The sequence below is a fragment of the Mesorhizobium sp. CNPSo 4670 genome, assembly GCF_057784235.1.
Genome location: NZ_JBWJFQ010000015.1, coordinates 141,381 through 162,617, shown reverse-complemented (window position 1 = coordinate 162,617; position 21,237 = coordinate 141,381). Strand labels below are relative to the sequence as shown.

Genomic DNA, 21,237 nt, shown 5'->3' with positions numbered 1-21,237 from the left:
CCGCAGCGGGGTTTCGGCGGGGACTGAAAACATGCGCGACCTGGAAATTTCCAATCAAGAACTATCAGATCTTGCGGAAGAAGCCCTGGGGCTCGCCAAAAGCTATTGGGCGTCCCTTGAGGGACGTCGGACGTACCCCTTGACCAGCGGCAAACACACGACCGAACTCTTCTCGCGACCTTGGCTCGATAACGGTCGTGGTCGGGAAGTCTTGCAGGACTTCAAGTCGATCTCAGAGCATGTGCGACCTTCGACAGGCAGATTCTTCGGGTACGTCGTCGGCTCGGGCGAGCCGGTCGGCGCGCTGGGAGAGTTGCTCGCTGCGGCGCTCAATCAGAATGTGACCTCGTGGCGGTCGGCGCCGGCGGCGACATCGATCGAACGCGCGGTTGTCGGATGGTTGGCTGACGCTGTCGGCTGCATCGGATTTGCCGGCAGCCTGTGCGGCGGAGGCTCGACGGCCAACCTCATGGCATTGGCAATGGCGCGGGAAGCGAAGTCGCCCGCCAACGAAACAGGTGCACGGCCTTGCGTGGTCTATGCTTCCGAACAAGTGCACATGTCCATTCCCAAGGCCGTCGCACTGTTGGGCATCGGCAGAAAAAACCTTCGCTTGATCGCTGTCGACGACAAATTCAGAATGCGACCGGACGCCCTCCAGGCAGCTATTGTTGCCGACCGCGAGGCCGGAAACGTGCCGATCGCCATCGTGGCTACAGTCGGCACCATCGTCTCCGGCGCGATCGATCCCCTCCCCGAAATTGCAGAGATCGCTCGGAGGGAAGCGCTCTGGATGCATGTCGACGGCGCCTATGGGGGACTGGCGGCTCTGGCGGTGCCGGAAAAGTTCCAGGGGTTGTCTTCTGCGGATTCGCTGTCGCTCGATGCGCACAAATGGCTCTATCAGCCACTCGATTGCGGCTGTCTGCTCTATCGCCGCCCAGACGTCGCGCGAACGACTTTTTCGCACAGCGACGACTACGTCAGGATACTGAGCGATGACCCTACGGAAGCATTTGCGTTCTTCGAGGAGTCGATCGAGCTCTCTCGACGCTTCCGGGCGCTGAAGCTCTGGATGTCGCTGCAGTATCACGGACGCCGCGCCTATCGCGAAGCCATCACGCGCGATCTCCACCATGCCCAGATGCTCGCACAGACAATCGCGTCGCAGCCGGAGTTGGAACAGCTTGCGCCGGTATCGTTAAGCGCAGTCTGTTTCCGCCACCGCTCGAAGGACAACGAAGCGATCCTGCGCCGCGTGATCGCGCGCGGCCGGGTGTATCTGTCGAACGCAACGGTCAACGGTCACTTCGCGCTGAGGGCGTGTTTCGTCAATCATAGAACGACCCCAGATGATGTGCGGGCGATTGTGTCCGAAGTCATGGCCGCCGCCGACGAGCTCAATCGCTAAGCCGCCACAAGTCTTCGACCTGGTGCGGTTCAGGCCACCTCCGCCCGCAGCCAGCGCTTCAGTCCGGCGATGTCGCCATCACCAATGGCGGCGGCAACGCGCCGGCCGACCGCCGCACCGAATTTGTAGCCATGGCCGGAGCAGGCTGAGACGATCAGGCATCTGCCCTTCTCGTACGCCATGAATTTCTCGTCGGCGGTGAAGGTGTAGGCGCAGGTGACGACCTCGGTCACCTCATACTCATCGATGCGGGCGATCGGCGGCGAAAACAGGTTGCGGATCGCCTCGCCCTCGCCCAGCACCGGCTCCCGGTTCCAGTCGGCGTCGCTGGTCGGCACCCTGTGCAGTCCGGAACCGAATTTCATGCCGGCTCCGCCGGAAGGCGGGATCACGTAGCCGTCGACCGTACTGCCGATATCGAGGACGACCGGTGCTGCCTGCCAGGCGGCCTTGAGGTCGGCCGGCGGTTCGACATAGGCAAGTGCCGTTCGATAGGTCTTCAGCTCGCCGTCCATTTCCGGGAAAAGTTTCAACACCCAGGCGCCGGCAGCGACGACGATGCGGTCGGCCTGCATCGTTTCGCCGCTTTCGAGCACGATGTGGCCGGTTTCCTCGTCGATTTCGACGACCTTGCTGTTCTCGTAGACATTGGCGCCATTGGTCCGCAGCCATTTGGCCAGGCCGGAGGCGATCTTGCGGCAGTGCAGCGCGCCGCCTTCGGTCGAAAAATAAGCATAGCGGAACGAGCCAGCCTCAAGAAACGGCCAGCGTTGCGCGGCTGCCTCCGGCGCCAGCAATTCGAAAGGGAAATTCCCCTCCTCCAGGCCCTCGCGGTATTCTTCGGCCTCGTCGCCCGGCGCGCGCGAAATGCAGACAAAACCTCTGGGATCGAGGTGGCTTTCGCCGAGATCGGTCCACATCTCGTCCCAGGCCTGATAGGCTTCTGTGATCAGCCGGCCATAGCCGGTACCGGCCCGATAGGCGCGGCGGATGATGCGGTGATGGTCGCCTGATGCCGCCCGCGGGTTTGGGATCGGTCCCTGCTCGACGATCGAAACGCTGTGGCCGGCCTTGACCAGCGACCACGCGGTGGAAAGACCGGCAATGCCCGCGCCGACAACGATCACATTCATCAGGTCAGTCTTTCCGCAGCCATATGGCTGGCTCAACGCATTGGGCTATCGGGCGCAACATACGGTCTGGAACCGGGCTGGCAAGCCGCGCTATTGGTCTGGCATGACCAAATTGACGCCACCTTATCTGGCCTTTGATCCAGCCATCCGCCACCTGCGGCTCGATCCGCACGAGCCTGCCTTTTTTCAAGATCCTTACGAGGCCTACGCCTTTCTGCACGGCACCTCGAATGCATTCTTCTGGGAAGAGTTCGGCTTCTGGTGCTTTGGCGGCTTCGACGACGTCAACCGGCTGCTGCGCGACCGCCGCTTCGGCCGACAGAACCCGGTCGGCATTCCAGACAGGCGCGGTATCGGCCAGGACCGCAGCCATCTCAGGGCATTCGATGGCATCGAGGCCAATTCGATGCTGGAGTTGGAGCCACCGGTGCACACGCGGTTGAGAACGCTGGTCAACCGTGCCTTCGTTTCGCGCCAGGTCGAACGGCTGCGGCCACGCGTCGAAGCGCTCGCCAACGAGTTGATCGACCGTTTCGAACCCGACGGAGCCGTCGACCTCTTGCCCGCCTTCGCGGCACCGCTGCCGATCACCATCATTGCCGAAATGCTCGGCGTGCCGGTCGAGATGGGGCCGCAGCTGCTCGACTGGTCGCACCAGATGGTCGCCATGTACTTGCATAGCCGCACGCGCGAAACCGAGGAGACGGCCAACCGCGCCGCAGGCGATTTTGCCGATTTCCTGCGCAGCCATGTCACCGAGCGGCGCAAGAACCCCGGTGACGACCTGCTGTCGCTTCTGATCTCGGCGCAGGAGGACGGCCAGAAACTGTCGGAGGACGAGATGGTGTCCTCGGCGATCCTGCTGCTCAATGCCGGCCATGAAGCGACCGTGCATCAGACCGGCAACGCCGTGCGCTCGATCCTTTCGCAAGGTGGCGATCCCCGTCGCTTCTTCGGCTCACCCGAAGCGACCGCGGCGACAGTCGAGGAGTGCCTGCGCTCCGACGCGCCACTGCACATGTTCACGCGCTACGCCTATCAGGAGATCGAAGTCGCGCCAGGCGTCGTCGTACAGCCGGGCCAGACGATCGGGTTGCTGCTTGGCATGGCCAATCACGATCCACGCGCCTTCGCCGAACCGCTCGCCTTCAGGCCGGATCGGGCGGACCAGAAGAACGTGTCCTTCGGCGCCGGCATCCATTTCTGCATCGGTGCGCCGCTGGCCCGGCTCGAATTGCAGGTGTCGCTGAAAACCTTGTTCGACCGGCAGCCAAAGCTGCATCTTGCCGAACCGCCGCGCTTCCGCGACACTTACCACTTCCATGGGCTGGAAACGCTCGCCGTCGGCTTTTGACGATCGCGGGCCTGGGGCTGTGACATGAGGGTGTTTTCGAGGCCGGCGACAGCGTTCGCAGTGGCAATGCTGTCATGCCTCGGTGTGGCGCACGCCCAGCAGCAGCCGGAGAACATCCCGTGGGAAAACAGCGTGGCGATCGCCCAGAAAATGGCGGCCGGCCTGCTGGAGCGGCAGACCGGAGCCAAGGATTTCCCGCCGCCATCCTTTGCGGTCGAGGTCGATCTCAACCTCGACGGCTTTCCCGAGATCTTCGCCTATCGCTATGCGCCGGGCTGCAACGGCATCCATTGCGGCAACTTCCTGTTCGTCCTCGAAGGCGACAGCTACCAGGAGGTTCTCGGCGACATTCCTGGTGCAAGGCTGGTGCCGCAGGACAAGATCGGGCTCAGCGCCTTCAAACGAAACGGTTTTCTCGACATCCAGTCCAACCAGATGATGATCGGCTGGGACGGAAAACGCTATATCGACGCCTCCACGTTTCCTGCCTCGTCGCTCGATGGCGCCGCCTTCATGGCGGCCTGCCAGAAAAGCAGATCCAACGAGCAACCGGCGGAGGGCGAAGCGGAACGCGTGATGGCTGAATGCCAATGCCGGTTCAGCCGGTTTCAGGTAACCGGCTTCACGCAGCCTGATCTCGACATGTACACGGCATCGCTGGGCGACAATTTCGAATATCCGACAGGCGCGAAGGAGATTGCCTGGCAGGCGCTCCTGAAAAACGCCGAGGACGTCGGCACCGGCTGCGATGTCGCCAGCGGCAAGAGCCAATGGCCGCCGGCCTATTTCAATCATGGCGACCAGCCGCAGCAGAAGCTGAATTTCGATGGCTTTCTCGATGCCTGTCCGGCACAGGATTTCATCCTCACCAACCACAAGATTGGCTCACCGGACCGAGCGCTCAGCCTTTGCGGCTGCCTTGCGCGCGAAATGCCGACCCAGGGCATCAGCCAGCAGGGCCTCGATCTCGTGGCGCAGTATTATCGCAACGAGATTTCCGACGCCGATATCGAGGCAGAGGACCCCAATGCCCTGACCTTCCACGACAAGGCATCGGAGGCCTGCCTCAGCCAGTTCCCGGCGAAATAGGATGGCGACCGTTTGACCAAGCATATGACCGAGTTGAAATTCGCCTTCCTGGAAGAGCCGCCATTCTGCTTCACCGGTGCATCGGGCGAGGTCTCAGGCTGTGACGTCGAGCTTGCGCGCAGCCTCGGCGAGAAGCTCGGATTGGCGGGCTTCAGGCCGATCGAGACCGAATTCGCTGAATTGCTGCCAGGGCTGGTCGAGGGCCGCTGGACCATGACGACCGGCCTGTTCGTCTCCGACGAGCGCCAAGAGATTGTCGACTTCACACGGCCGATCTGGGCGTTGCAGGACGGGTTGCTGGTCGCGAAAGACAATCCGCGCGGCTTTCGCGGCTACCAATCCATTGCCAGGGACCGGACGGCGCTGCTTGGCGTCATAACCGACCAGGTCCAGCATCTCACGGCGTTGCACAACGGGATTGCGCCGGAGCAGATCAGGATGTTTGCAACCCAGGCCGACGCAGCGGATGCAGTCGCCAACGGCGTGGTGCACGCCTATGCCAGCGTTGCGATGGCGCATCGAGGCTATCTGACCCAGCGGCCCGAAATGCCGCTTGGCCTTGTCGAGGTCCCGGCCAGCGAAAAACAGCCATCGGCCGGTGCCTTCGCAATCGCCAAGGGCCACGGCGCCCTGCTCAGGGACACCGATGCTTGCCTCGATGAATTGCTGGGGGTGACTGGCACCGGCAGATGATGGCGCAATACGGATTTTCGGACAGCGATATCGATCGCGTCGTCTGACCCCGGCCTGGATGCCTGTTTTTATGCATGTCGTTCTCCCAAAACCGGGGCCACTTTTGGGCGACATGCATTAGAGCTTGATCACATACTCCTTGCGGGTCGTTTCAAGCACTTCCCAGCTGCCTTTGAAGCCGGGCCTGAGAACAAAGCTGTCGCCGGCCTTGACGGTGCGCGCCGCACCGCCTTCTTCGGCGATCACCGAAACGCCGGACAAGATGTGGCAGAATTCCCATTCGTCATAGACGATGCGCCATTTGCCCGGGGTCGATTCCCAGATGCCGGCATAGAGGCCACCGTCACGCTCCTCGACGTTCCAGGTGCGGAATTTCGGATCGCCCGAGATCAGCCGATCCGGCGCCGGCGCGGCAGATTCGGGTTCGACGTTTTTGATGTCGACGGAAAGAAACGCGGTCATGATCATCAGACCTTGGCAAGCGCCTGTTCGAGGTCGGCAACGATGTCGTTGACGTCCTCGATGCCGATGGAAAGCCGCACAGTGTCCGGACCGGCTCCGGCCTTGACCTTCTGCTCGTCGGAAAGCTGGCGGTGCGTGGTCGAGGCCGGGTGGATGACCAGCGACTTGGTGTCGCCGACATTGGCCAGGTGCGAAAACAGTTCCAGCGCCTCGACGAATTTGACGCCGGCGTCATAGCCGCCCTTGAGGCCGAAGGTGAACACGGCGCCGGCGCCTTGCGGCGAGTACTTCTTCTGCAGCGCGTGGTTCTTGTCTGAGGGCAGGCCGGGATAATTCACCGAGGCGACCTTGGGATGATTGGACAGCCAGGCGGCGACGGTCACGGCGTTGTCGCAGTGGCGCTGCATGCGCAGCGGCAAGGTTTCCAGGCCGGTCAGGATCAGGAAAGCGTTGAACGGCGAGATCGCCGGACCGAGGTCGCGCAGGCCAAGCACGCGCGCGGCAATGGCGAAAGCGAAATTGCCGAAGGTTTCGTGCAGGATAAGGCCGCCATATTCGGGGCGCGGTTCCGACAGCATCGGATACTTGCCCGACTTGGACCAGTCGAACGTACCGCCATCGACGATGGCGCCGCCGATCGAATTGCCGTGACCGCCGATGAACTTGGTCAGCGAATGGACGACGATGTCGGCGCCGTGCTCGATCGGGCGGATCAGGTAGGGCGAGGCCAGCGTGTTGTCGACGATAAGCGGCAGGCCGTGCTTGCGGGCGATGTCGCCGATCTTCTCGATGTCGACAAAGGTGCCGCCCGGATTGGCGAGGCTCTCGATGAAGATCGCCTTGGTCCTGTCGTCGATCTGGCTCTCGAAGGTCGAGATGTCATTGGTATCGGCCCAGCGCACCTCCCAGCCATAATTCTTGAAGGCATGACCGAACTGGTTGATCGAACCACCATAAAGCTTATTGGCGGCGACGAAATTGTCGCCCGGCTGCATCAGATTGTGGAACACGATCACTTGGGCGGCATGGCCGGAGGCGACCGCAAGCGCCGCCGTGCCGCCCTCGAGGGCCGCGATGCGCTCTTCCAGCACCGCCTGGGTGGGGTTCATGATGCGGGTGTAGATGTTGCCAAAGGCCTTGAGCCCGAACAGCGAGGCGGCGTGGTCGGCATCATCGAAGACAAAGGAGGTCGTCTGGTAGATCGGCGTGGCGCGGGCGCCCGTGGCCGGGTCAGGCTTGGCGCCGGCATGGACGGCGAGCGTGTTGAAACCGGGCGTGCGGGTCATCGAAACCTCCCTTTTTTGAAACTCTTGAAATGGCCGGGCATTCTTGGCGAAGCCCAGGCGTGAATGCAAAGAAGAAAATGCCCTTCGGCAGGTGATTTACACGTGAGGCGGGAGAAAATGCAGAGCGCTTCGGAATTATTTTTCTTCTACTTCTGGCGCACACCAAAACTCTGGAACCCAGGGCGCATCAGCGGCTTCTTAGACGACAGCACGCCGGAATTGACGCCAGTCCAGCCGATCTCGCCGGACAGCTTGCCATATTCGATCTTGGGGCAGCGGTTCATCACCACCTTGATGCCGGCGGCCTCGGCGCGCGCGGCTGTCTCGTCATGGCGTACGCCAAGCTGCATCCAGAGGACTTTCGGCAAGGGATCGAGCCGAAACACCTCATCGACAATGCCCGGCACTGCCGTCGCCGCGCGAAAGATGTCGACCATGTCGATCGGTTCGGGAATATCGGCCAGCCTGGCATAGGTCATCCGGCCGAGGATTTGCTTGCCGGCCTGGCCCGGGTTGATCGGAAACACCGAAAAGCCCTTGGCCAGCAGATATTTCAGCACGAAATAGCTTGGCCTCACGTCATTGGCGGACGCGCCGACCATGGCGATGGTCTTCACCGAATTGAGGATGCCGGCAATGTAGGTGTTGTCGTAACTATCGTGGTTCATGCGGCTTCCTGCGGTAGTGATAGCGGTAAAGTTCACGGCTGAATCCAAGCGAGGCATAGAGCGCCCGGCCTGGCGCATTGTCGGCCACCACTTGCAGGCATGCCGCGTCAGCCCCTGCCCGTCGTGCCCAGCCGATCAGGCCGCCGACCGTCTTGCGCCCCAGGCCTTGCTGCCTGAAGCGGCCGTCGGTTTCAACCGATTCCACCACAAGCAGCCCGTTTCGGATGACGCCATAGGCCAGGGCGGCAATTTCGCTGTCGCATTCACAGGACACGAACGCCCGGTCGCCGGCGATCAGCCCCGTCATCTCGCGAAAGACGCGGCGATCGATGTCGTCGTAGGCGCCCATGCGAAACCGCGCTGCGAGCCAGTCTTCGGCGGGCACCGGCGATACAGTGACGCGCCCGTCGCGGATCTCCGCCAGGTCGTCGATACCGGCATGAAGATGGATGGTTCCGCCTTCGAGCTGATAACCGCGATGGTCGAGTGCGGCTTCGAGCTCATCGGCGATATCAGGCACCCGGAACAGCGGCGTCTGGTCGTGGCCGACATAGAAAGACTCGGCGGCGTCGATGACCTTGTTGGGTGCACCGCGCTTGCCACGCAAGGGATTGACCGAGTTTGCGCGCCGGGTCCGGCCACCGGAGCGCCTGAGAAGCCAGCCGTCGACGACGGTTTCGGCCGCTGCCGGCCAGGCTTCGCGGCACGCCTGTTCGCTGCGCCAGTTGAGATCGTCGTCATTGGCGATCACGCATCATCCTCCCGCAGCGCTTCCTCCATAAAGGCCTGCGAAATCGTGGCCGCGAAACAGCGGCAGGTTCCAGGGATATTTTTCCCAATCCTTGACCCCGCGCCGGGGTCAAGCAGGATGCGCTTGAGATAGGGTGCCTTGAGCCGCGTCAGCTGCTTGCGGTAAGCCATCAATCGGGCAGCGAAATCGTGCCGTCTTCCGCGATCGGGAAGGCTGGATTGTGCGCCACTTCCCAGACATGCCCGTCGGCATCGGCGAAATATCCGTACCAGCCGCCCCAGAAGGCGCGGCCGGCCGGCTTGACGATACGGCCGCCGGCTTTTTCGGCCATGGCGAGAACCTCGTCGACTTCGGCATCGGAGCGTGTGTTGTAAGCGAGATAGACGGCGGACGGCGCCCCGGTGAAGGTAATGCCGGAATCCTCCTCGGCGCTGGCGCGCGGGAACAGGCCGAGAATGACGCCGCCCATCTGGAAAAAGGCGACACCGTCGGTGATACCGGCATGACGGGTGAGGCCCATCGCCTCATAGAAGCGCACGGCGCGGTCGAGATCGTCGGTCGCGATGGTGATGATGGAGATGCGCGGTTCCATGACTACTCGTCCGTCCATTGCGGCTTGCGCTTGCCGATGAAGGCGCCAATGCCCTCCGCCGCGTCACGCGCCAGCATGTTGTCGACCATGATCCGACCGGTATAGGCATAGGCGTCGGCCAGTCCCATCTCGGCCTGCGCGTAAAAGGCTTCCTTGCCGGTCTTGACCACCAAAGATGATTTGGAAGCAATGGTTTGCGCGTATTTGGTGACAATCTGATTCAGATATTCGCGCGGCACGACGCGGTTGACCAGGCCGAATTCCTTGGCGGTTGCCGCATCGATCGTCTCGCCGGTCAGCAGCATCTCCATCGCGTGCTTGCGCGAGATGTTGCGCGACAGCGCCACCATCGGCGTCGAGCAGAACAGGCCGATGTTGACGCCCGGGGTGCAGAAAGTCGCCGCATGCGAGGCAATCGCCAGATCGCAGCTGGCGACCAGTTGCAGGCCAGCGGCCGTTGCCAGGCCGTCGACCTCGGCGATGACCGGCAAGGGATGACGCACGATCGCCTGCATCAGCGTGGCACACGCCGCAAACGTCTCCGCAAAGAAGGCCTTGCCATGATCGGCATCGGCACGGCGCGCCGTCATTTCCTTGAGATCATGGCCGGCGCAGAACACCTTGCCGGCTGCCGAGAGAACGATGACGCGAACCGCCTTGTCGGCCTTGGCGCGCTCGAGTTCCGCGGTCAGCGCCGCCATGACCGCCAGCGACAGAGCGTTGGCGGGCGGATTGGCAAGCGTGAGGCGCAGCACGCCCTTATCCAGTTGTGCGACAACCGGACCTTCAACGACGGCAGGCTTGATGGCAAGGATTTCAGCCATGGTCGTTGCTCCGCGATTCTGGATCATGGTTGGATGCTTCAAATCTAGTACGCCATCACGCTTCGTCCAACACCATCAAACAGATTGCTGGCACAAGCGACAAGGCTGCCCTGCATTTGTTCCGTTGGGTTAGGATTCTCATCAGTGAAGGCTGAAACGGTGTTGCCAGAATACCCGGCCGCGTTCAAACAGGCGCATACGAGGGAGACCGCCATGCCCGCCCAGAGCAATCTCAAGCCGGTGCTGACCGTGGCGGAGGTCAATGCGCTGATGGCAAGCGTCTATCCCCAGCTCAACGACCAGTTCAAACATTACGAGGCGATCGACGTGTTTCCGGGCGGTTGCGTCGTGCGGCTCAATGCCGACGAGCGGCACCTGCGCCCTGGCGGCACGGTGTCGGGTCCGTCGCTGTTCACGCTGGCCGACATCGGCGGCTATGTCTGCGTGCTCAGCCATGCCGGGCCGGACGCGCTTTCCGTTACCGTCAACCTCGACATCAACTTCGTCCGCAAGGCCGAGGCCGGACCGATCGATGGCCATTGCCGCATCCTGAAGTTGGGAAAGAGCCTGATGGTGTTCGACATCGACATCGTCGCCGGCCCGGACGGACATACGGTGGCGCATGCCACCGGCACCTATTCGATCCCGCCGAAGCGGAATGGCGATGTGGTAAAATAATACCTTTTACCCAAAGCATTGTTTCTGCTATATTTTTCCTGCTATCGGCCCTTTCGATGGCCTTGACGCGACAATTGCCCTCGCCTATAAGCCCTCACGAAGCAGCGGCCCGCAAAGGCCGCCGTTTTGTTATTGGCGGCGGGCAAGCGCTTTTCGCCAATCCAAGCAACAAGAAACGCCTTCCCTCGTGAAGGTTCGAACCGAAAGCAGAAAACACATGACAACCTTTTCGCAGAAGCCTGCGGATGTGGTGAAGAAGTGGATCCTGATCGACGCCGAGGGTCTCGTCGTCGGCCGTCTCGCCACTGTTATCGCCAATCATCTTCGCGGCAAGCACAAGCCGACCTTCACCCCGCATGTCGACGACGGCGACAACGTCATCGTCATCAATGCCGACAAGGTGGTGTTCACCGGCAAGAAGTTCACCGACAAGGTCTATTACTGGCACACCGGCCACCCCGGCGGCATCAAGGAGCGCACCGCGCGCCAGCTGCTCGAGGGTCGTTTCCCCGAGCGTGTCGTCGAGAAGGCCGTTGAGCGCATGGTCCCGCGTGGCCCGCTCGGCCGTCGCCAGATGAAGAACCTGCGCGTCTATGCAGGCGCAGAGCATCCGCATGTCGCCCAGCAGCCCGAAGTTCTCGACGTGGCCAAGCTGAATTCCAAGAACAAGAAGGTCGCATAAGATGGCTGAGCTTTCCTCGCTCGCAGAACTGGGCGCCGCCACCGGCAACACCAACACGCAGGCCGCGGCCCCCGTCCACGTCCAGAAGCTCGACAAGTCGGGCCGCGCCTATGCCACCGGCAAGCGCAAGAACGCCATTGCGCGCGTCTGGGTGAAGCCGGGTTCCGGCAAGATCATCGTCAACGACAAGGAATTCGCGACCTATTTCGCGCGTCCGGTCCTGCAGATGATCCTCAACCAGCCGATCATCGCCTCCAACCGTTCGGGCCAGTACGACATCGTCGCCACCGTCATCGGCGGCGGCCTCTCGGGCCAGGCCGGCGCCGTGCGCCACGGCATCTCCAAGGCGCTGACCTACTACGAGCCGGCGCTGCGCGCCGTGCTCAAGAAGGGCGGCTTCCTGACCCGCGACAGCCGCGTCGTCGAGCGCAAGAAGTACGGCAAGGCGAAAGCCCGCCGCAGCTTCCAGTTCTCGAAGCGCTAAGCGCTCCGCAGTTTTGCCAATCGAAAAGGCCGCCTTCGGGCGGCCTTTTTTTGCGGCTCCGCCATCACCCCACCCGGCGCGTAGCGTCGGCTGGGGTGATGGCGCCGGCGCAGTTCATGCCTAGCTCAGGTCTCAGGGTCTGCCGGCCTTGATATAGTCTATGAACGCCCGCAGTGGGGCCGGCACGAGGCGGCGACCGGGATAATAGAGGAACGGCCCGGAGAAGTTCTGCCACCACGGTTCGAGAATGGGCTCAAGCGCGCCGCTCTCGAAGTGAGGGCGAAGCCAGCCCTCGAACAGGCCGATGATGCCGGTGTCGGCGATGGCCGCATCGACGGCCAGGTCGGTCGCCCCGCCGATCCGCACGATCAGCGGGCCTGTCGGATCGATCCGCACCACCTCCCCGTCGCGCTCGAATTCCCACGGCAGCATCGCGCCGCTGGCAAAGCGGCCGCGCACGCAGGCATGGCCGAGTAGGTCGCCGGGATGTTCTGGCCGTCCATGGCGATCGAGATAGGCAGGGCTGGCGGCGGTGGCGAAGCGCTGCACACGCGGTCCGATCGGCACCGCGATCATGTCCTGTTCCAGCCGCTCGTCGTAACGGATACCGGCGTCGCAGCCGGCCGCCAGCACGTCGACAAAATTCTCATCGGCGATCACCTCCAGCCGGATGCCGGGAAAGGCCGCGAGGAAGCCTGGAACGATGTCGGGCAATATCAGCCGCGCGGCGCTGACCGGCACATTGAGACGCAACGAGCCCGCCGGCCTGTCGCGAAAGCCATTGACCACATCGAGGGCGGCCTCCACCTCCGACAGCGCCGGACCGAGCCTCTCCAGCAGGCTGAGGCCGGCCTCGGTCGGGACAACGCTGCGCGTCGTGCGGTTGAACAGCCTGACACCGAGCTGCACTTCCAGGCGACGCACCGCTTCGCTCAAGCCTGAGGCGCTGCCGCCGCTGGCGCGCGCACCATCGCGAAAGCCCCCGGCGCGCGCCACCGCCACGAAGGCGTTCAGATCACTGAGATCCATCATTGTTCGCAATTCCGTACAGCCTGTGTGGATTGTACCTGATTATCACAAGATTGAGCAGCACCTATCTTCGCCGCCTCAAAGGAGATCAATCGTCATGTCCACTATCCAACAGGCCGGCACCTTCACCCTTGGCAGCCACACCGTGAAACGGCTCGGCTACGGTGCCATGCAGCTCGCCGGGCCTGGTGTGTTCGGGCCGCCCAAGGACCATGACGCGGCAGTGGCCGTGCTGCGGGAGGCCGTTGCACAAGGCGTCGACCACATCGACACCAGCGACTTCTACGGCCCGCACGTCACCAACCGGCTGATCCGCGAGGCGCTGGCCCCCTACCCAAAGGATCTGGTCATCGTCACCAAGATCGGCGCCCGGCGCGGCGCGGATGGCTCGTGGCTGCCGGCCTTTTCCGCCGAAGCGTTGACCCAGGCGGTGCACGACAATCTGCGCAATCTCGGCCTCGAGGTGATCGACGTGGTCAATTTGCGCATCATGTTCGACACCCATGGTCCTGCCGAGGGGTCGATCGAAGCGCCGCTCACGGTGCTGGCCGAATTGCAGCGCCAAGGCCTGGTCCGGCACATCGGACTGAGCAACGTGACATCAACCCAGATCAAGGAAGGACGCCAGATTGCCGAGATCGTCTGTGTGCAGAACCAGTACAATCTGGCGCATCGCGGCGATGACGCCCTGATCGACGATCTCGCCCGTGACGGCATTGCGTACGTGCCGTTCTTCCCACTCGGCGGCTTCAACCCGCTGCAATCTTCGACGCTGTCCGATGTGGCGCAGCACCTCGGCGCCACGCCGATGCAGGTCGCGCTCGCCTGGCTGCTCCGGCGCGCGCCCAACATCCTGCTGATCCCCGGCACATCGTCGGTCGCGCATCTGCGGGAGAACCTCACCGCTGCCGAACTCAAGCTTTCGGACGATGTGCTCAGGGAATTGGATGGTATGGCGGCGGCCGCTTGACGGCGGACGAGGCTGGACCAGGCGTTGGTGGATTAGCGAACGCGGCGACGAGCAAATCTCCCCCCTCGTGGGGAGAGCGGCGGTTTCTGCCGGTGTTCCTAGTTGATGCTCGCCGTATTCGCGGGCTCAACCGGCCGCGCCTCGTCGGCATAAGGCACGCGGTAGCCATTCGCCGCCAGCCAGTCGATCGCCGCCTTCGGCTCGTCGGTCTGGATGATGGTGGCGCCGCGATCGGCCCAGAAGCCATATGTCTCGCGCGGCAGCCTGGCCTGGACCGCCAGCTCGTCGCCGCGGCCGCCGGCAAGGAAGCCGCCCGGCTTGTTGACGATGGCGTAGGTGTCGGCCCAGATGTGCCAGTTGCCACGCACCGCGGCCGCGCGCATGCGCGTGCTGAACAGCGGGCCGCCGGTCTCGGTCAGCGTCTCGGCGCCCGCCCGCCAGTTGATCAGCTCGGTCGCGCGCGGCGAGAAGGCGTGGTCGACCGTCTCGGCGAAAGCGGCATCATGCACCGCGTCGTCAGCAATGATCGGCATGAACTGGAAGCCGCCGCCGATGGCATCCATGGCGGCCTTGACCGTGGCAATCCGGGTGGAATTCCACAAGTTCTCCTTGACGATGACCTGTTCGGCCATGCCGAGATCGCGAGCAACCGCGATCATGCCGGAGAGATCGCCGACCTTGAGCTTGTTGTCGAGGTTGATGAGGATCCTGTCCCTGGTCGCCAGCAGCATCTCGCGCAGCGTCGAAACTGTCTCATTGGTGACGGCGCCGGTCCCCTCAACCACCAATCGGCAGGTTCTCAGTTCGGCCAGCGTGTACTTCACCACCTCGCCCTTGCAGGTCGTGGTACGGTCGAGCCAGCTGTCATGCATGACGACGAACTCACCATCCTTGGAGCGCCTGATGTCGACCTCGACGATTTCGGCGCCCATGGCGATCGAGCCTTGCACGGCCGCGATCGAATTTTCCGCGTAGAGCGTCTTGCCGGCCTGTATGCTGCCGGCGCGATGCGCGGCGATCATGACGTGGTCGCGCCACTGGTTGGCATGCTCGAAGCGGTCGAGGATCTGCCTGGCGCGGGTTTCGCCGGCCAAGGCCTGGCCAGAGGCGGCCGCAAGTGCCGCGCAAAGCAGAAGGCTCAGCCAGATGGTCCGCATCGAGAATCGCTCCTTGCCGGATCGAGACCCGGATAGGCTATGCCCGTGACAGCCCCGTGAACGAAGCCGGCTAGCGGATGTCTTGCTTGAGCATGATCTTTTCCGAAAACCGGCTTCCACTTTTCGGGATCATGCTCGCATCAGATGCGTTTCGACAGACGGCGAAACCAGGCCGTGGCCGGCATCTCGACGAAACGCCAGGTGATCCAGGAGGCGGCGATGGTGGCGACAAGCATGACGATGATCGCCACGGCCCCTGTCCAGCCGGCGCCGAAGCCGGTCGCCGGCAGGCCGCGCAGCACGATGTCGTCGATCAGGCCCAGGCCAAGCTTGCGCTCGACGAGCCCGGCGATGTTGATCATGCGTGCCTGGACGAAGATGTGGACCATGTAGATCGAATAGGACAGCGCGCCGAGCGTCAGCATGAACGGCGTCCTCAGCAGGGCGCTGATCCAGCCGCCTTCATGCGCGAAGAGAAACAGCGCCAGCGCGAACACCAGGGGCGCCGCGATGCCGAAATCATTGTCGCCCGACAGCGGGACAAAAAGCACGATGACGGCGACCATGACGATCTCGGCAAACGTCCAGGCCATGCGCGGGCCGCCCTTGGCCAGGGCCTGTCGCGCCCCTGCAATGGAATCATGCTGAAACCAGGCAAGCAAGGCGCCCAGCGAGAAGCCGTACAGGCAGCGGATGAAGCCGAAATCGAAGGACACATCCATACGATGGGTCGAGAAGCCAAGCAGGAACAACGGTGCGGTGACGGCAGCGCCGACGAACCATATCCAGGCGAGCTCGCCGGCGACGAAGACCACGCCCGCAAACAGGAGATAGGCGAAGAACTCCGCCGAAATGCTCCAGCTTGGCGCATTCCAGGTCAGGTGATCCTCGAAGCCGACGCCTTGCAGCAAGAGAAGATTGGCAAGCAGGCTCCTGAGGCCGAAACCGCCGGTGAAGGGAGCTGCCCCGGTGCCCTGCAGTTGCGGCAGCATCAGCCGCAGCAGCTCGAAGGCGGCGAAAGCGGCCAGCATCAGCAGATGCAGCGGGTAGATGCGGCCGAACCGTACCAGGGCGAAGCGAGCCACTTCTTCCGGTTGGCTCAGCCGGTTGCCGTAGCTGCTGGCGATGACGAAACCGGAAAGTACGAAGAAGAAGTCGACGAAGAGGTAGGACGAACCGATGAAGGCGCTTTGCGAAATCGTCGAACCGGTCGGGAAGTGAAACAGCGCCACCAGCAGCGCGCAGATGCCGCGCCACGAATCGAGAACCAGGAAGCGTTCGCCGGCAATCGTGCCGCTGTGGGTCGACACCACGGCGCGGGGAGGATTAAGAAACGCGGTCTGCGTCATGATGATACAAATCCTGTTTTGCCATGGCACTTGAGGGGCGCCATTTCGTCTCCCCAAGCTGTGACTGGCATCTTCCGTGCCGGTTCTGTAGTTGTTGCACCCCGATGAAAAACAAGGACCCGTAATGGCGACCAACAACATCGACCATGCCTTCACCGCCCGCTCCAAAACGGGCGCTGCCCTCGAGCCGACCTATTCCGGCGCGCTGTCGTTCATGCGGCGCAAATACACGAAGGACGTGAAGGGCGCGGACGCGGTGATATGGGGCATTCCCTTCGACGCCGCCGTCACCAACCGGCCCGGCGCCCGTTTCGGGCCGCAGGCGATCCGCCGCGCCTCGGCGATCCTCGACAACGACCCGCAATACCCGTTTTCACGCGATCTGTTCGAGCATCTCGCGGTGGTCGATTATGGCGATTGCCTGCTCGATTCGGGCAACCACCAGAAGACGCCCGGCACGATCGAGCGCGAAGCGGCGAAGATCCTCAAATCCGGCGCCTTCCTGTTGTCGCTTGGCGGTGACCATTTCGTCACCTGGCCGCTGCTCAAGGCGCATGCCGCCATCCACGGCCCGCTCGCCCTGGTGCAGTTCGATGCCCATCAGGACACCTGGCCGGACGACGGCAAGCGCATCGACCACGGCTCTTTCGTCGGCCGTGCCGTCAATGAAGGCATCATCGATCCGGACCGCTCGATCCAGATCGGCATCCGCACCCACGCGCCCGACACGTTCGGCATCAAGATCCTCTACGGCCACGAAATCGAGGAAATGCGGGCGTCCGATATCGCCTATGCCATCGTCGACCGCACCGGCGGCAAGAAGACCTATCTCACCTTCGACATCGACTGCCTGGACCCGGCCTATGCGCCCGGTACCGGGACGCCGGTTGCCGGCGGGCCGTCCTCGGCAAAGATCCTGTCGACGCTGCGCCAGCTCAACCAGATCGACATTGTCGGCGCCGATGTCGTCGAGGTTGCGCCGGCCTATGATCACGCCGATATAACGGCGATTGCCGGCTCGATGGTGGCCATGCAGTATCTCGGCCTGCTGGCCGAGCGAAAGGCCCGGCTTGAAGAGCTGAACAATGGCAACCATAACGGTGCCGCGGTGAATTACGGTCAGGGCATATAGTCTTGAAATATCAGGGAATTTGATCAGGCAAATGAAACCGAAAATCTTCATCGACGGCGAGCATGGCACCACTGGCCTGCAGATCCGGGCGCTGCTTGCCGAGCGCGGTGACCTGGAGATCATCTCCGTTCCTGCCGAGCGCCGCAAGGAAACGGCGGCGCGCGCCGAGTTCCTCAATGCCGCCGATGTCGCGATCCTGTGCTTGCCCGATGACGCGGCGAAGGAAAGCGTCTCGCTGATCGCCAACGACACCACCAAGGTCATCGATGCCTCGACCGCGCATCGCGTCGCCGAAGGCTGGGCATATGGTTTCGCCGAGATGGACAAGGAGCAGACAAAGACGATCGCCTCGGCAAAACGCGTCGCCAACCCCGGCTGCTGGCCGCAGGGGCCGATCGCGACGCTGCGGCCGCTGGTCACGGCAGGCCTGCTGCCGGCGGACTTCCCGATCACGGTCAATGGCATTTCCGGCTATTCGGGCGGCGGACGGCCGATGATCGAGGACTATGTCGCCAAGGGCGAGGACGCCTCGGAATTCCTGCCCTATGGCCTCACCTTGCAGCACAAGCACGTGCCTGAACTCAGGGCCTATGCCAGGCTGTCGCATGATCCGATCATGCAGCCGGCGGTCGGCAATTTCGCGCAAGGCATGATCACGGTTGTGCCGCTGCAACTCGGCGGTCTCGACCATGTGCCGACGGGTGCGGAGCTTCATGCGGCGATTGCCGACCATTTCGCCGCCATCGAGGGCGGTGTGGTTGAGGTCGCGCCCTATGCGCATCTGGAGCGCATGCCGGAGATCGATCCGGAGATCTACAACGGCACCAACCGGATGAAGGTCTACGTCTTCGCCAATGACAAACGGGCGCAAGCTCTGCTGCTGGCGGTCTATGACAATCTCGGCAAGGGGGCCTCGGGTGCCGCCGTGCAGAACATGGACCTGATGCTCGGCCTCTGATGGACGCGCCAGTCTTTCCGACGCGCTGGAGGGTCGACGCGCCCGAACTCATTGCCGAGACCTTTTCGAGCCGCATCTGGAAGGTGCGCCGCGAGGATGGGTCGCCGGCGATCGTCAAGGCGCTAAAGCCTTTCGATGACGTCGCCGACGAATTGCGCGGCGAGCACTATCTCGCCTGGCGGCGCGGCGGCGGCGCGGTCCGCCTGCTTGGCCGCGACGGCCACAGCATGCTGCTCGAATATGCCGGTGAAACGCTGCTGCAGCAGGTTCTCGACAAAGAGGGCGACAACGCCGCCACTGAAATCGCGGCCGAAGTGATGGCGAAACTGTTTTCGCCTGGGAAAGACCCCTTCCCGGCCGAGCTGCAGCCGCTCCGCGAGCGATTTGCCAGCCTGTTCAGGAAAGCCGCGAGCGACCGCGACGCCGGCCATGACAGTCTCTATGTCGAGGCTGCACAAATCGCCGATCGGTTGCTGGCCGATCCGCACGATATCATGCCTCTGCATGGCGACCTGCATCACGACAACATCCTGCACGGACCGCGCGGCTGGCTGGCGATCGATCCGAAGGGCGTGCTTGGCGATCCCGGCTTCGACGCCGCGAACATGTTCTACAACCCGCTCGACCGGGACGATCTTTGCCTCACCCCCGAGCGGATCGCGGATATGGCAGAGGTCTTTGCCAAAACGCTCGGCAAGAGTCCGCGCGCCATTCTTGATCATGCCATCGCCTATGGTTGCCTGTCGGCCTCCTGGCATCACGAGGACGACAACGCGGTCGACGAGAACCGCGACTTGTCAATCGCCGAGGCGATCCGGGCGGTGCGGCCAAGCTTCTGATCCAGCCAGTCAACCGGCGACGGTAAGGGCTTGTTCACCATGATGGGCTACTTGACGTTGCGTGGCTCCATCAGGGAATTGTCATGGTCAGCGCGATTTCGGGTTCCTCGCAGGCAACCCAGTATTCCTCGTCCAGTTCATCGAGCAATGCCGCCCAGGAGGCCGCGCTCGAAAAGCAGATCCAGGATTTGGAAGATCAGGCCAAGGCGATCAAGGATCAGGTCCAGGCCGCCCAGGGGCAGCAGGATATCGCTGTCGCCCAGGCCAAGCTTGATGCACTCAGGGCCGCCGACGCCGACAAGGCGGCGAAGGCCGCTCAGAGCCAGTCAGCGCCATCCGCCGCAGCCTTGCGCCAGGCCGAATTCGACGGCGAGAAGACGACAGCGTCAAACGAATTCTGGATGTGACCGGCCGATCGGCTCGGGATCAAGTCCTGACCGCGATTTCGTGGGGCAAGGGATAGGCACCTTTGGTGCCGCGCCAATGCGCGGCGGCAAAGCCCAGCACGATGAGCGCAAACCCCTGATGGGTCAGTGCCATATACAGCGGCACATGCATCAGCAGCGTACCGATGCCGATCGAAGCCTGCACCAAAACCAGCACGAACAGCAGCGTCGCGCGGCGGGCGTGGGTTGTTTCAGGAAGGCGCCGACGCGTGGCGATCATGTGCCACAAGGCCACAATGAACACCGTGTAGGCGCCGAGACGATGGACGAACTGCACCGTCTTGGGGCTTTCGAAGAAATTGCGCCACGCCGGCTCCAGGATCAGCAAATCACCAGGGATGAGCTTGCCGTCCATCAACGGCCAGGTGTTGTAGCTCAGGCCGGCGTCGAGCCCGGCGACCAGCCCGCCGAAATAGATCTGGATCAACGCCAGAAACACGATGAAACCGGCCAGCCTCTGCGTCGAGCGGTCGGCGGCGGGTTCGGAATGCGGCGCCAGCCCACGCGCCACGACCATGGTGGCGGTGAAGATCAGCGCCGCCAGCGTCAGATGGGTCGCCAGCCGGTATTGGCTGACCGAGACCCGGTCGACCAGGCCCGAGGCCACCATCCACCAGCCGATGGCGCCCTGCAGGCCGCCGAGCAAAAGGATACCCACCAATTTCGGCCCCAGGCCGCGTTCGATGCGGCGCGTCGCCCAGAAGAACAGCAGCGGCAAGGCAAACACCAGGCCGACGCTGCGGGCCAGGATGCGGTGCACCCATTCCCACCAGAAAATCGACTTGAACGCCTCGATGCTCATGCCCTTGTTGAGCTCGGCATATTGCGGGATCTGCTGATAGAGCTGGAATTCCTCTTGCCACTCGGCGTCGTTGAGCGGCGGTATCACGCCGTGGATCGGCTTCCACTGCGTGATCGACAGGCCGGCACCGGTGAGCCTGGTGGCGCCGCCGACCAGCACCAGCGCGAACAGCACCAGCACCACGACATAGAGCCAGCCGCGCAGCAGCGCCCGATTATACAGGTCGCGGTCGCGGGCCACGAAGGGCGCGGCAGCGGATATGGCAGCCATGGTCTTGTCCCGGCAGGTTGGTTTGGCGGATTGGTGGACCATCGCACCCTTGCTGGCAAGACCAGACGGCGCGGCACGCCGTCGCGCCGCGTCTCACCGGTTGCACAGGGTCGCGTCAAGGCCTATGCGAAGCCAAGAGCTTACCGGACCTCAGAGGTTCGGCAGCCTAGACCAGGAG

General features: G+C 63.0%; 23 protein-coding genes and 1 pseudogene. 12 read left to right on the top strand and 12 right to left on the bottom strand.

Annotation, left to right across the window (positions count from 1 at the left end; translation table 11 throughout):
- Nucleotides 1–31: 31 nt before the first annotated feature.
- Nucleotides 32–1,411, top strand: coding sequence for a pyridoxal phosphate-dependent decarboxylase family protein (locus AC0ZT5_RS23715; protein WP_488498403.1), 1,380 nt, complete (start codon nucleotides 32–34; stop codon nucleotides 1,409–1,411).
- A 29-nt stretch (nucleotides 1,412–1,440) separates the two neighbouring features.
- On the opposite strand, the gene AC0ZT5_RS23710 is transcribed toward AC0ZT5_RS23715, so the two are convergent.
- On the bottom strand, nucleotides 1,441–2,544 hold the full coding sequence (locus AC0ZT5_RS23710) for an NAD(P)/FAD-dependent oxidoreductase (RefSeq protein ID WP_488498402.1): 1,104 nt from the start codon (nucleotides 2,542–2,544) through the stop codon (nucleotides 1,441–1,443).
- Between the two features lie 103 nt (nucleotides 2,545–2,647).
- Between AC0ZT5_RS23710 and AC0ZT5_RS23705 the strand changes: the two genes are divergently transcribed.
- The 3 genes from AC0ZT5_RS23705 to AC0ZT5_RS23695 are packed head-to-tail and all read left to right on the top strand — an operon-like array spanning nucleotide 2,648 to nucleotide 5,680.
- Nucleotides 2,648–3,898: a cytochrome P450 gene (locus AC0ZT5_RS23705; RefSeq protein WP_488498422.1), complete on the top strand. Its 1,251-nt coding sequence runs from the start codon at nucleotides 2,648–2,650 to the stop codon at nucleotides 3,896–3,898.
- 24 nt (nucleotides 3,899–3,922) lie between these two features.
- Nucleotides 3,923–4,987, top strand: coding sequence for a hypothetical protein (locus tag AC0ZT5_RS23700; protein ID WP_488498401.1), 1,065 nt, complete (start codon nucleotides 3,923–3,925; stop codon nucleotides 4,985–4,987).
- Between the two features lie 12 nt (nucleotides 4,988–4,999).
- Entirely contained in the window at nucleotides 5,000–5,680 is a 681-nt protein-coding gene (locus AC0ZT5_RS23695) for a transporter substrate-binding domain-containing protein (protein ID WP_488498400.1), read from the top strand.
- Nucleotides 5,681–5,797: 117 nt separating this feature from the next.
- Here AC0ZT5_RS23695 and AC0ZT5_RS23690 read toward each other — a convergent pair whose 3' ends face one another.
- The 7 genes and pseudogenes from AC0ZT5_RS23690 to AC0ZT5_RS23660 all read right to left on the bottom strand — a co-directional run bounded on the left by AC0ZT5_RS23690 (nucleotide 5,798) and on the right by AC0ZT5_RS23660 (nucleotide 10,263).
- Nucleotides 5,798–6,142, bottom strand: coding sequence for a cupin domain-containing protein (locus AC0ZT5_RS23690; RefSeq protein WP_488498399.1), 345 nt, complete (start codon nucleotides 6,140–6,142; stop codon nucleotides 5,798–5,800).
- A gap of 5 nt (nucleotides 6,143–6,147) precedes the next feature.
- Nucleotides 6,148–7,428: an O-acetylhomoserine aminocarboxypropyltransferase gene (locus tag AC0ZT5_RS23685; protein WP_095081250.1), complete on the bottom strand. Its 1,281-nt coding sequence runs from the start codon at nucleotides 7,426–7,428 to the stop codon at nucleotides 6,148–6,150.
- 146 nt (nucleotides 7,429–7,574) lie between these two features.
- On the bottom strand, nucleotides 7,575–8,096 hold the full coding sequence (locus AC0ZT5_RS23680) for a CoA-binding protein (protein ID WP_477286219.1): 522 nt from the start codon (nucleotides 8,094–8,096) through the stop codon (nucleotides 7,575–7,577).
- Nucleotides 8,083–8,847, bottom strand: coding sequence for a GNAT family N-acetyltransferase (locus AC0ZT5_RS23675; RefSeq protein ID WP_488498398.1), 765 nt, complete (start codon nucleotides 8,845–8,847; stop codon nucleotides 8,083–8,085). The genes AC0ZT5_RS23680 and AC0ZT5_RS23675 overlap by 14 nt, the downstream gene beginning before the upstream one ends.
- A 39-nt stretch (nucleotides 8,848–8,886) precedes the next feature.
- Nucleotides 8,887–9,017 (bottom strand): annotated as a pseudogene (locus AC0ZT5_RS23670) (AAA family ATPase); the annotation flags it as partial.
- Nucleotides 9,017–9,439: a VOC family protein gene (locus AC0ZT5_RS23665; protein WP_488498397.1), complete on the bottom strand. Its 423-nt coding sequence runs from the start codon at nucleotides 9,437–9,439 to the stop codon at nucleotides 9,017–9,019. The gene AC0ZT5_RS23665 and the pseudogene AC0ZT5_RS23670, both read right to left, overlap by 1 nt.
- Nucleotides 9,440–9,441: 2 nt before the next feature.
- Nucleotides 9,442–10,263 carry an enoyl-CoA hydratase gene (locus AC0ZT5_RS23660; protein WP_488498396.1) on the bottom strand — a complete coding sequence of 274 codons (822 nt, stop codon included), beginning with the start codon at nucleotides 10,261–10,263 and terminating at the stop codon, nucleotides 9,442–9,444.
- A gap of 213 nt (nucleotides 10,264–10,476) precedes the next feature.
- On the opposite strand from AC0ZT5_RS23660, the gene AC0ZT5_RS23655 reads away from it, so the two are divergent.
- From AC0ZT5_RS23655 to rpsI, 3 genes are all read left to right on the top strand, one after another.
- Nucleotides 10,477–10,941, top strand: coding sequence for a PaaI family thioesterase (locus AC0ZT5_RS23655; protein ID WP_488498395.1), 465 nt, complete (start codon nucleotides 10,477–10,479; stop codon nucleotides 10,939–10,941).
- 217 nt (nucleotides 10,942–11,158) lie between these two features.
- Nucleotides 11,159–11,623, top strand: coding sequence for a 50S ribosomal protein L13 (gene rplM / locus AC0ZT5_RS23650; RefSeq protein WP_010915638.1), 465 nt, complete (start codon nucleotides 11,159–11,161; stop codon nucleotides 11,621–11,623).
- 1 nt (nucleotide 11,624) lies between these two features.
- Nucleotides 11,625–12,107: a 30S ribosomal protein S9 gene (rpsI, locus tag AC0ZT5_RS23645; protein WP_457152847.1), complete on the top strand. Its 483-nt coding sequence runs from the start codon at nucleotides 11,625–11,627 to the stop codon at nucleotides 12,105–12,107.
- A 132-nt stretch (nucleotides 12,108–12,239) separates the two neighbouring features.
- On the opposite strand, the gene AC0ZT5_RS23640 is transcribed toward rpsI, so the two are convergent.
- Complete coding sequence (locus AC0ZT5_RS23640; RefSeq protein ID WP_488498394.1) at nucleotides 12,240–13,139, bottom strand: LysR family transcriptional regulator; 900 nt, start codon at nucleotides 13,137–13,139, stop codon at nucleotides 12,240–12,242.
- A 94-nt stretch (nucleotides 13,140–13,233) separates the two neighbouring features.
- Here AC0ZT5_RS23640 and AC0ZT5_RS23635 point away from each other — a divergent pair, with 94 nt between their 5' ends.
- Entirely contained in the window at nucleotides 13,234–14,106 is an 873-nt protein-coding gene (locus AC0ZT5_RS23635; RefSeq protein WP_488498393.1) for an aldo/keto reductase family oxidoreductase, read from the top strand.
- Between the two features lie 98 nt (nucleotides 14,107–14,204).
- On the opposite strand, the gene AC0ZT5_RS23630 is transcribed toward AC0ZT5_RS23635, so the two are convergent.
- Nucleotides 14,205–15,263, bottom strand: a complete 1,059-nt coding sequence (locus AC0ZT5_RS23630) for a glycerophosphodiester phosphodiesterase family protein (protein WP_488498392.1) — start codon at nucleotides 15,261–15,263, stop codon at nucleotides 14,205–14,207.
- A 140-nt stretch (nucleotides 15,264–15,403) separates the two neighbouring features.
- Nucleotides 15,404–16,612, bottom strand: a complete 1,209-nt coding sequence (locus tag AC0ZT5_RS23625) for an acyltransferase family protein (RefSeq protein ID WP_488498391.1) — start codon at nucleotides 16,610–16,612, stop codon at nucleotides 15,404–15,406.
- 124 nt (nucleotides 16,613–16,736) lie between these two features.
- On the opposite strand from AC0ZT5_RS23625, the gene speB reads away from it, so the two are divergent.
- From speB to AC0ZT5_RS23605, 4 genes are all read left to right on the top strand, one after another.
- Complete coding sequence (gene speB / locus AC0ZT5_RS23620; protein WP_488498390.1) at nucleotides 16,737–17,744, top strand: agmatinase; 1,008 nt, start codon at nucleotides 16,737–16,739, stop codon at nucleotides 17,742–17,744.
- A 31-nt stretch (nucleotides 17,745–17,775) separates the two neighbouring features.
- The gene (gene argC, locus AC0ZT5_RS23615) at nucleotides 17,776–18,702 is read left to right on the top strand and encodes an N-acetyl-gamma-glutamyl-phosphate reductase (protein ID WP_488498389.1); all 927 of its coding nucleotides are present in this window, start codon (nucleotides 17,776–17,778) and stop codon (nucleotides 18,700–18,702) included.
- On the top strand, nucleotides 18,699–19,541 hold the full coding sequence (locus AC0ZT5_RS23610; protein ID WP_488498421.1) for an aminoglycoside phosphotransferase family protein: 843 nt from the start codon (nucleotides 18,699–18,701) through the stop codon (nucleotides 19,539–19,541). Before argC ends, AC0ZT5_RS23610 begins: the two co-directional genes overlap by 4 nt.
- A gap of 83 nt (nucleotides 19,542–19,624) precedes the next feature.
- Nucleotides 19,625–19,948: a hypothetical protein gene (locus AC0ZT5_RS23605; protein ID WP_488498388.1), complete on the top strand. Its 324-nt coding sequence runs from the start codon at nucleotides 19,625–19,627 to the stop codon at nucleotides 19,946–19,948.
- A gap of 19 nt (nucleotides 19,949–19,967) precedes the next feature.
- On the opposite strand, the gene AC0ZT5_RS23600 is transcribed toward AC0ZT5_RS23605, so the two are convergent.
- Nucleotides 19,968–21,059, bottom strand: a complete 1,092-nt coding sequence (locus AC0ZT5_RS23600; protein ID WP_488498387.1) for a COX15/CtaA family protein — start codon at nucleotides 21,057–21,059, stop codon at nucleotides 19,968–19,970.
- Nucleotides 21,060–21,237 lie beyond the last annotated feature (178 nt).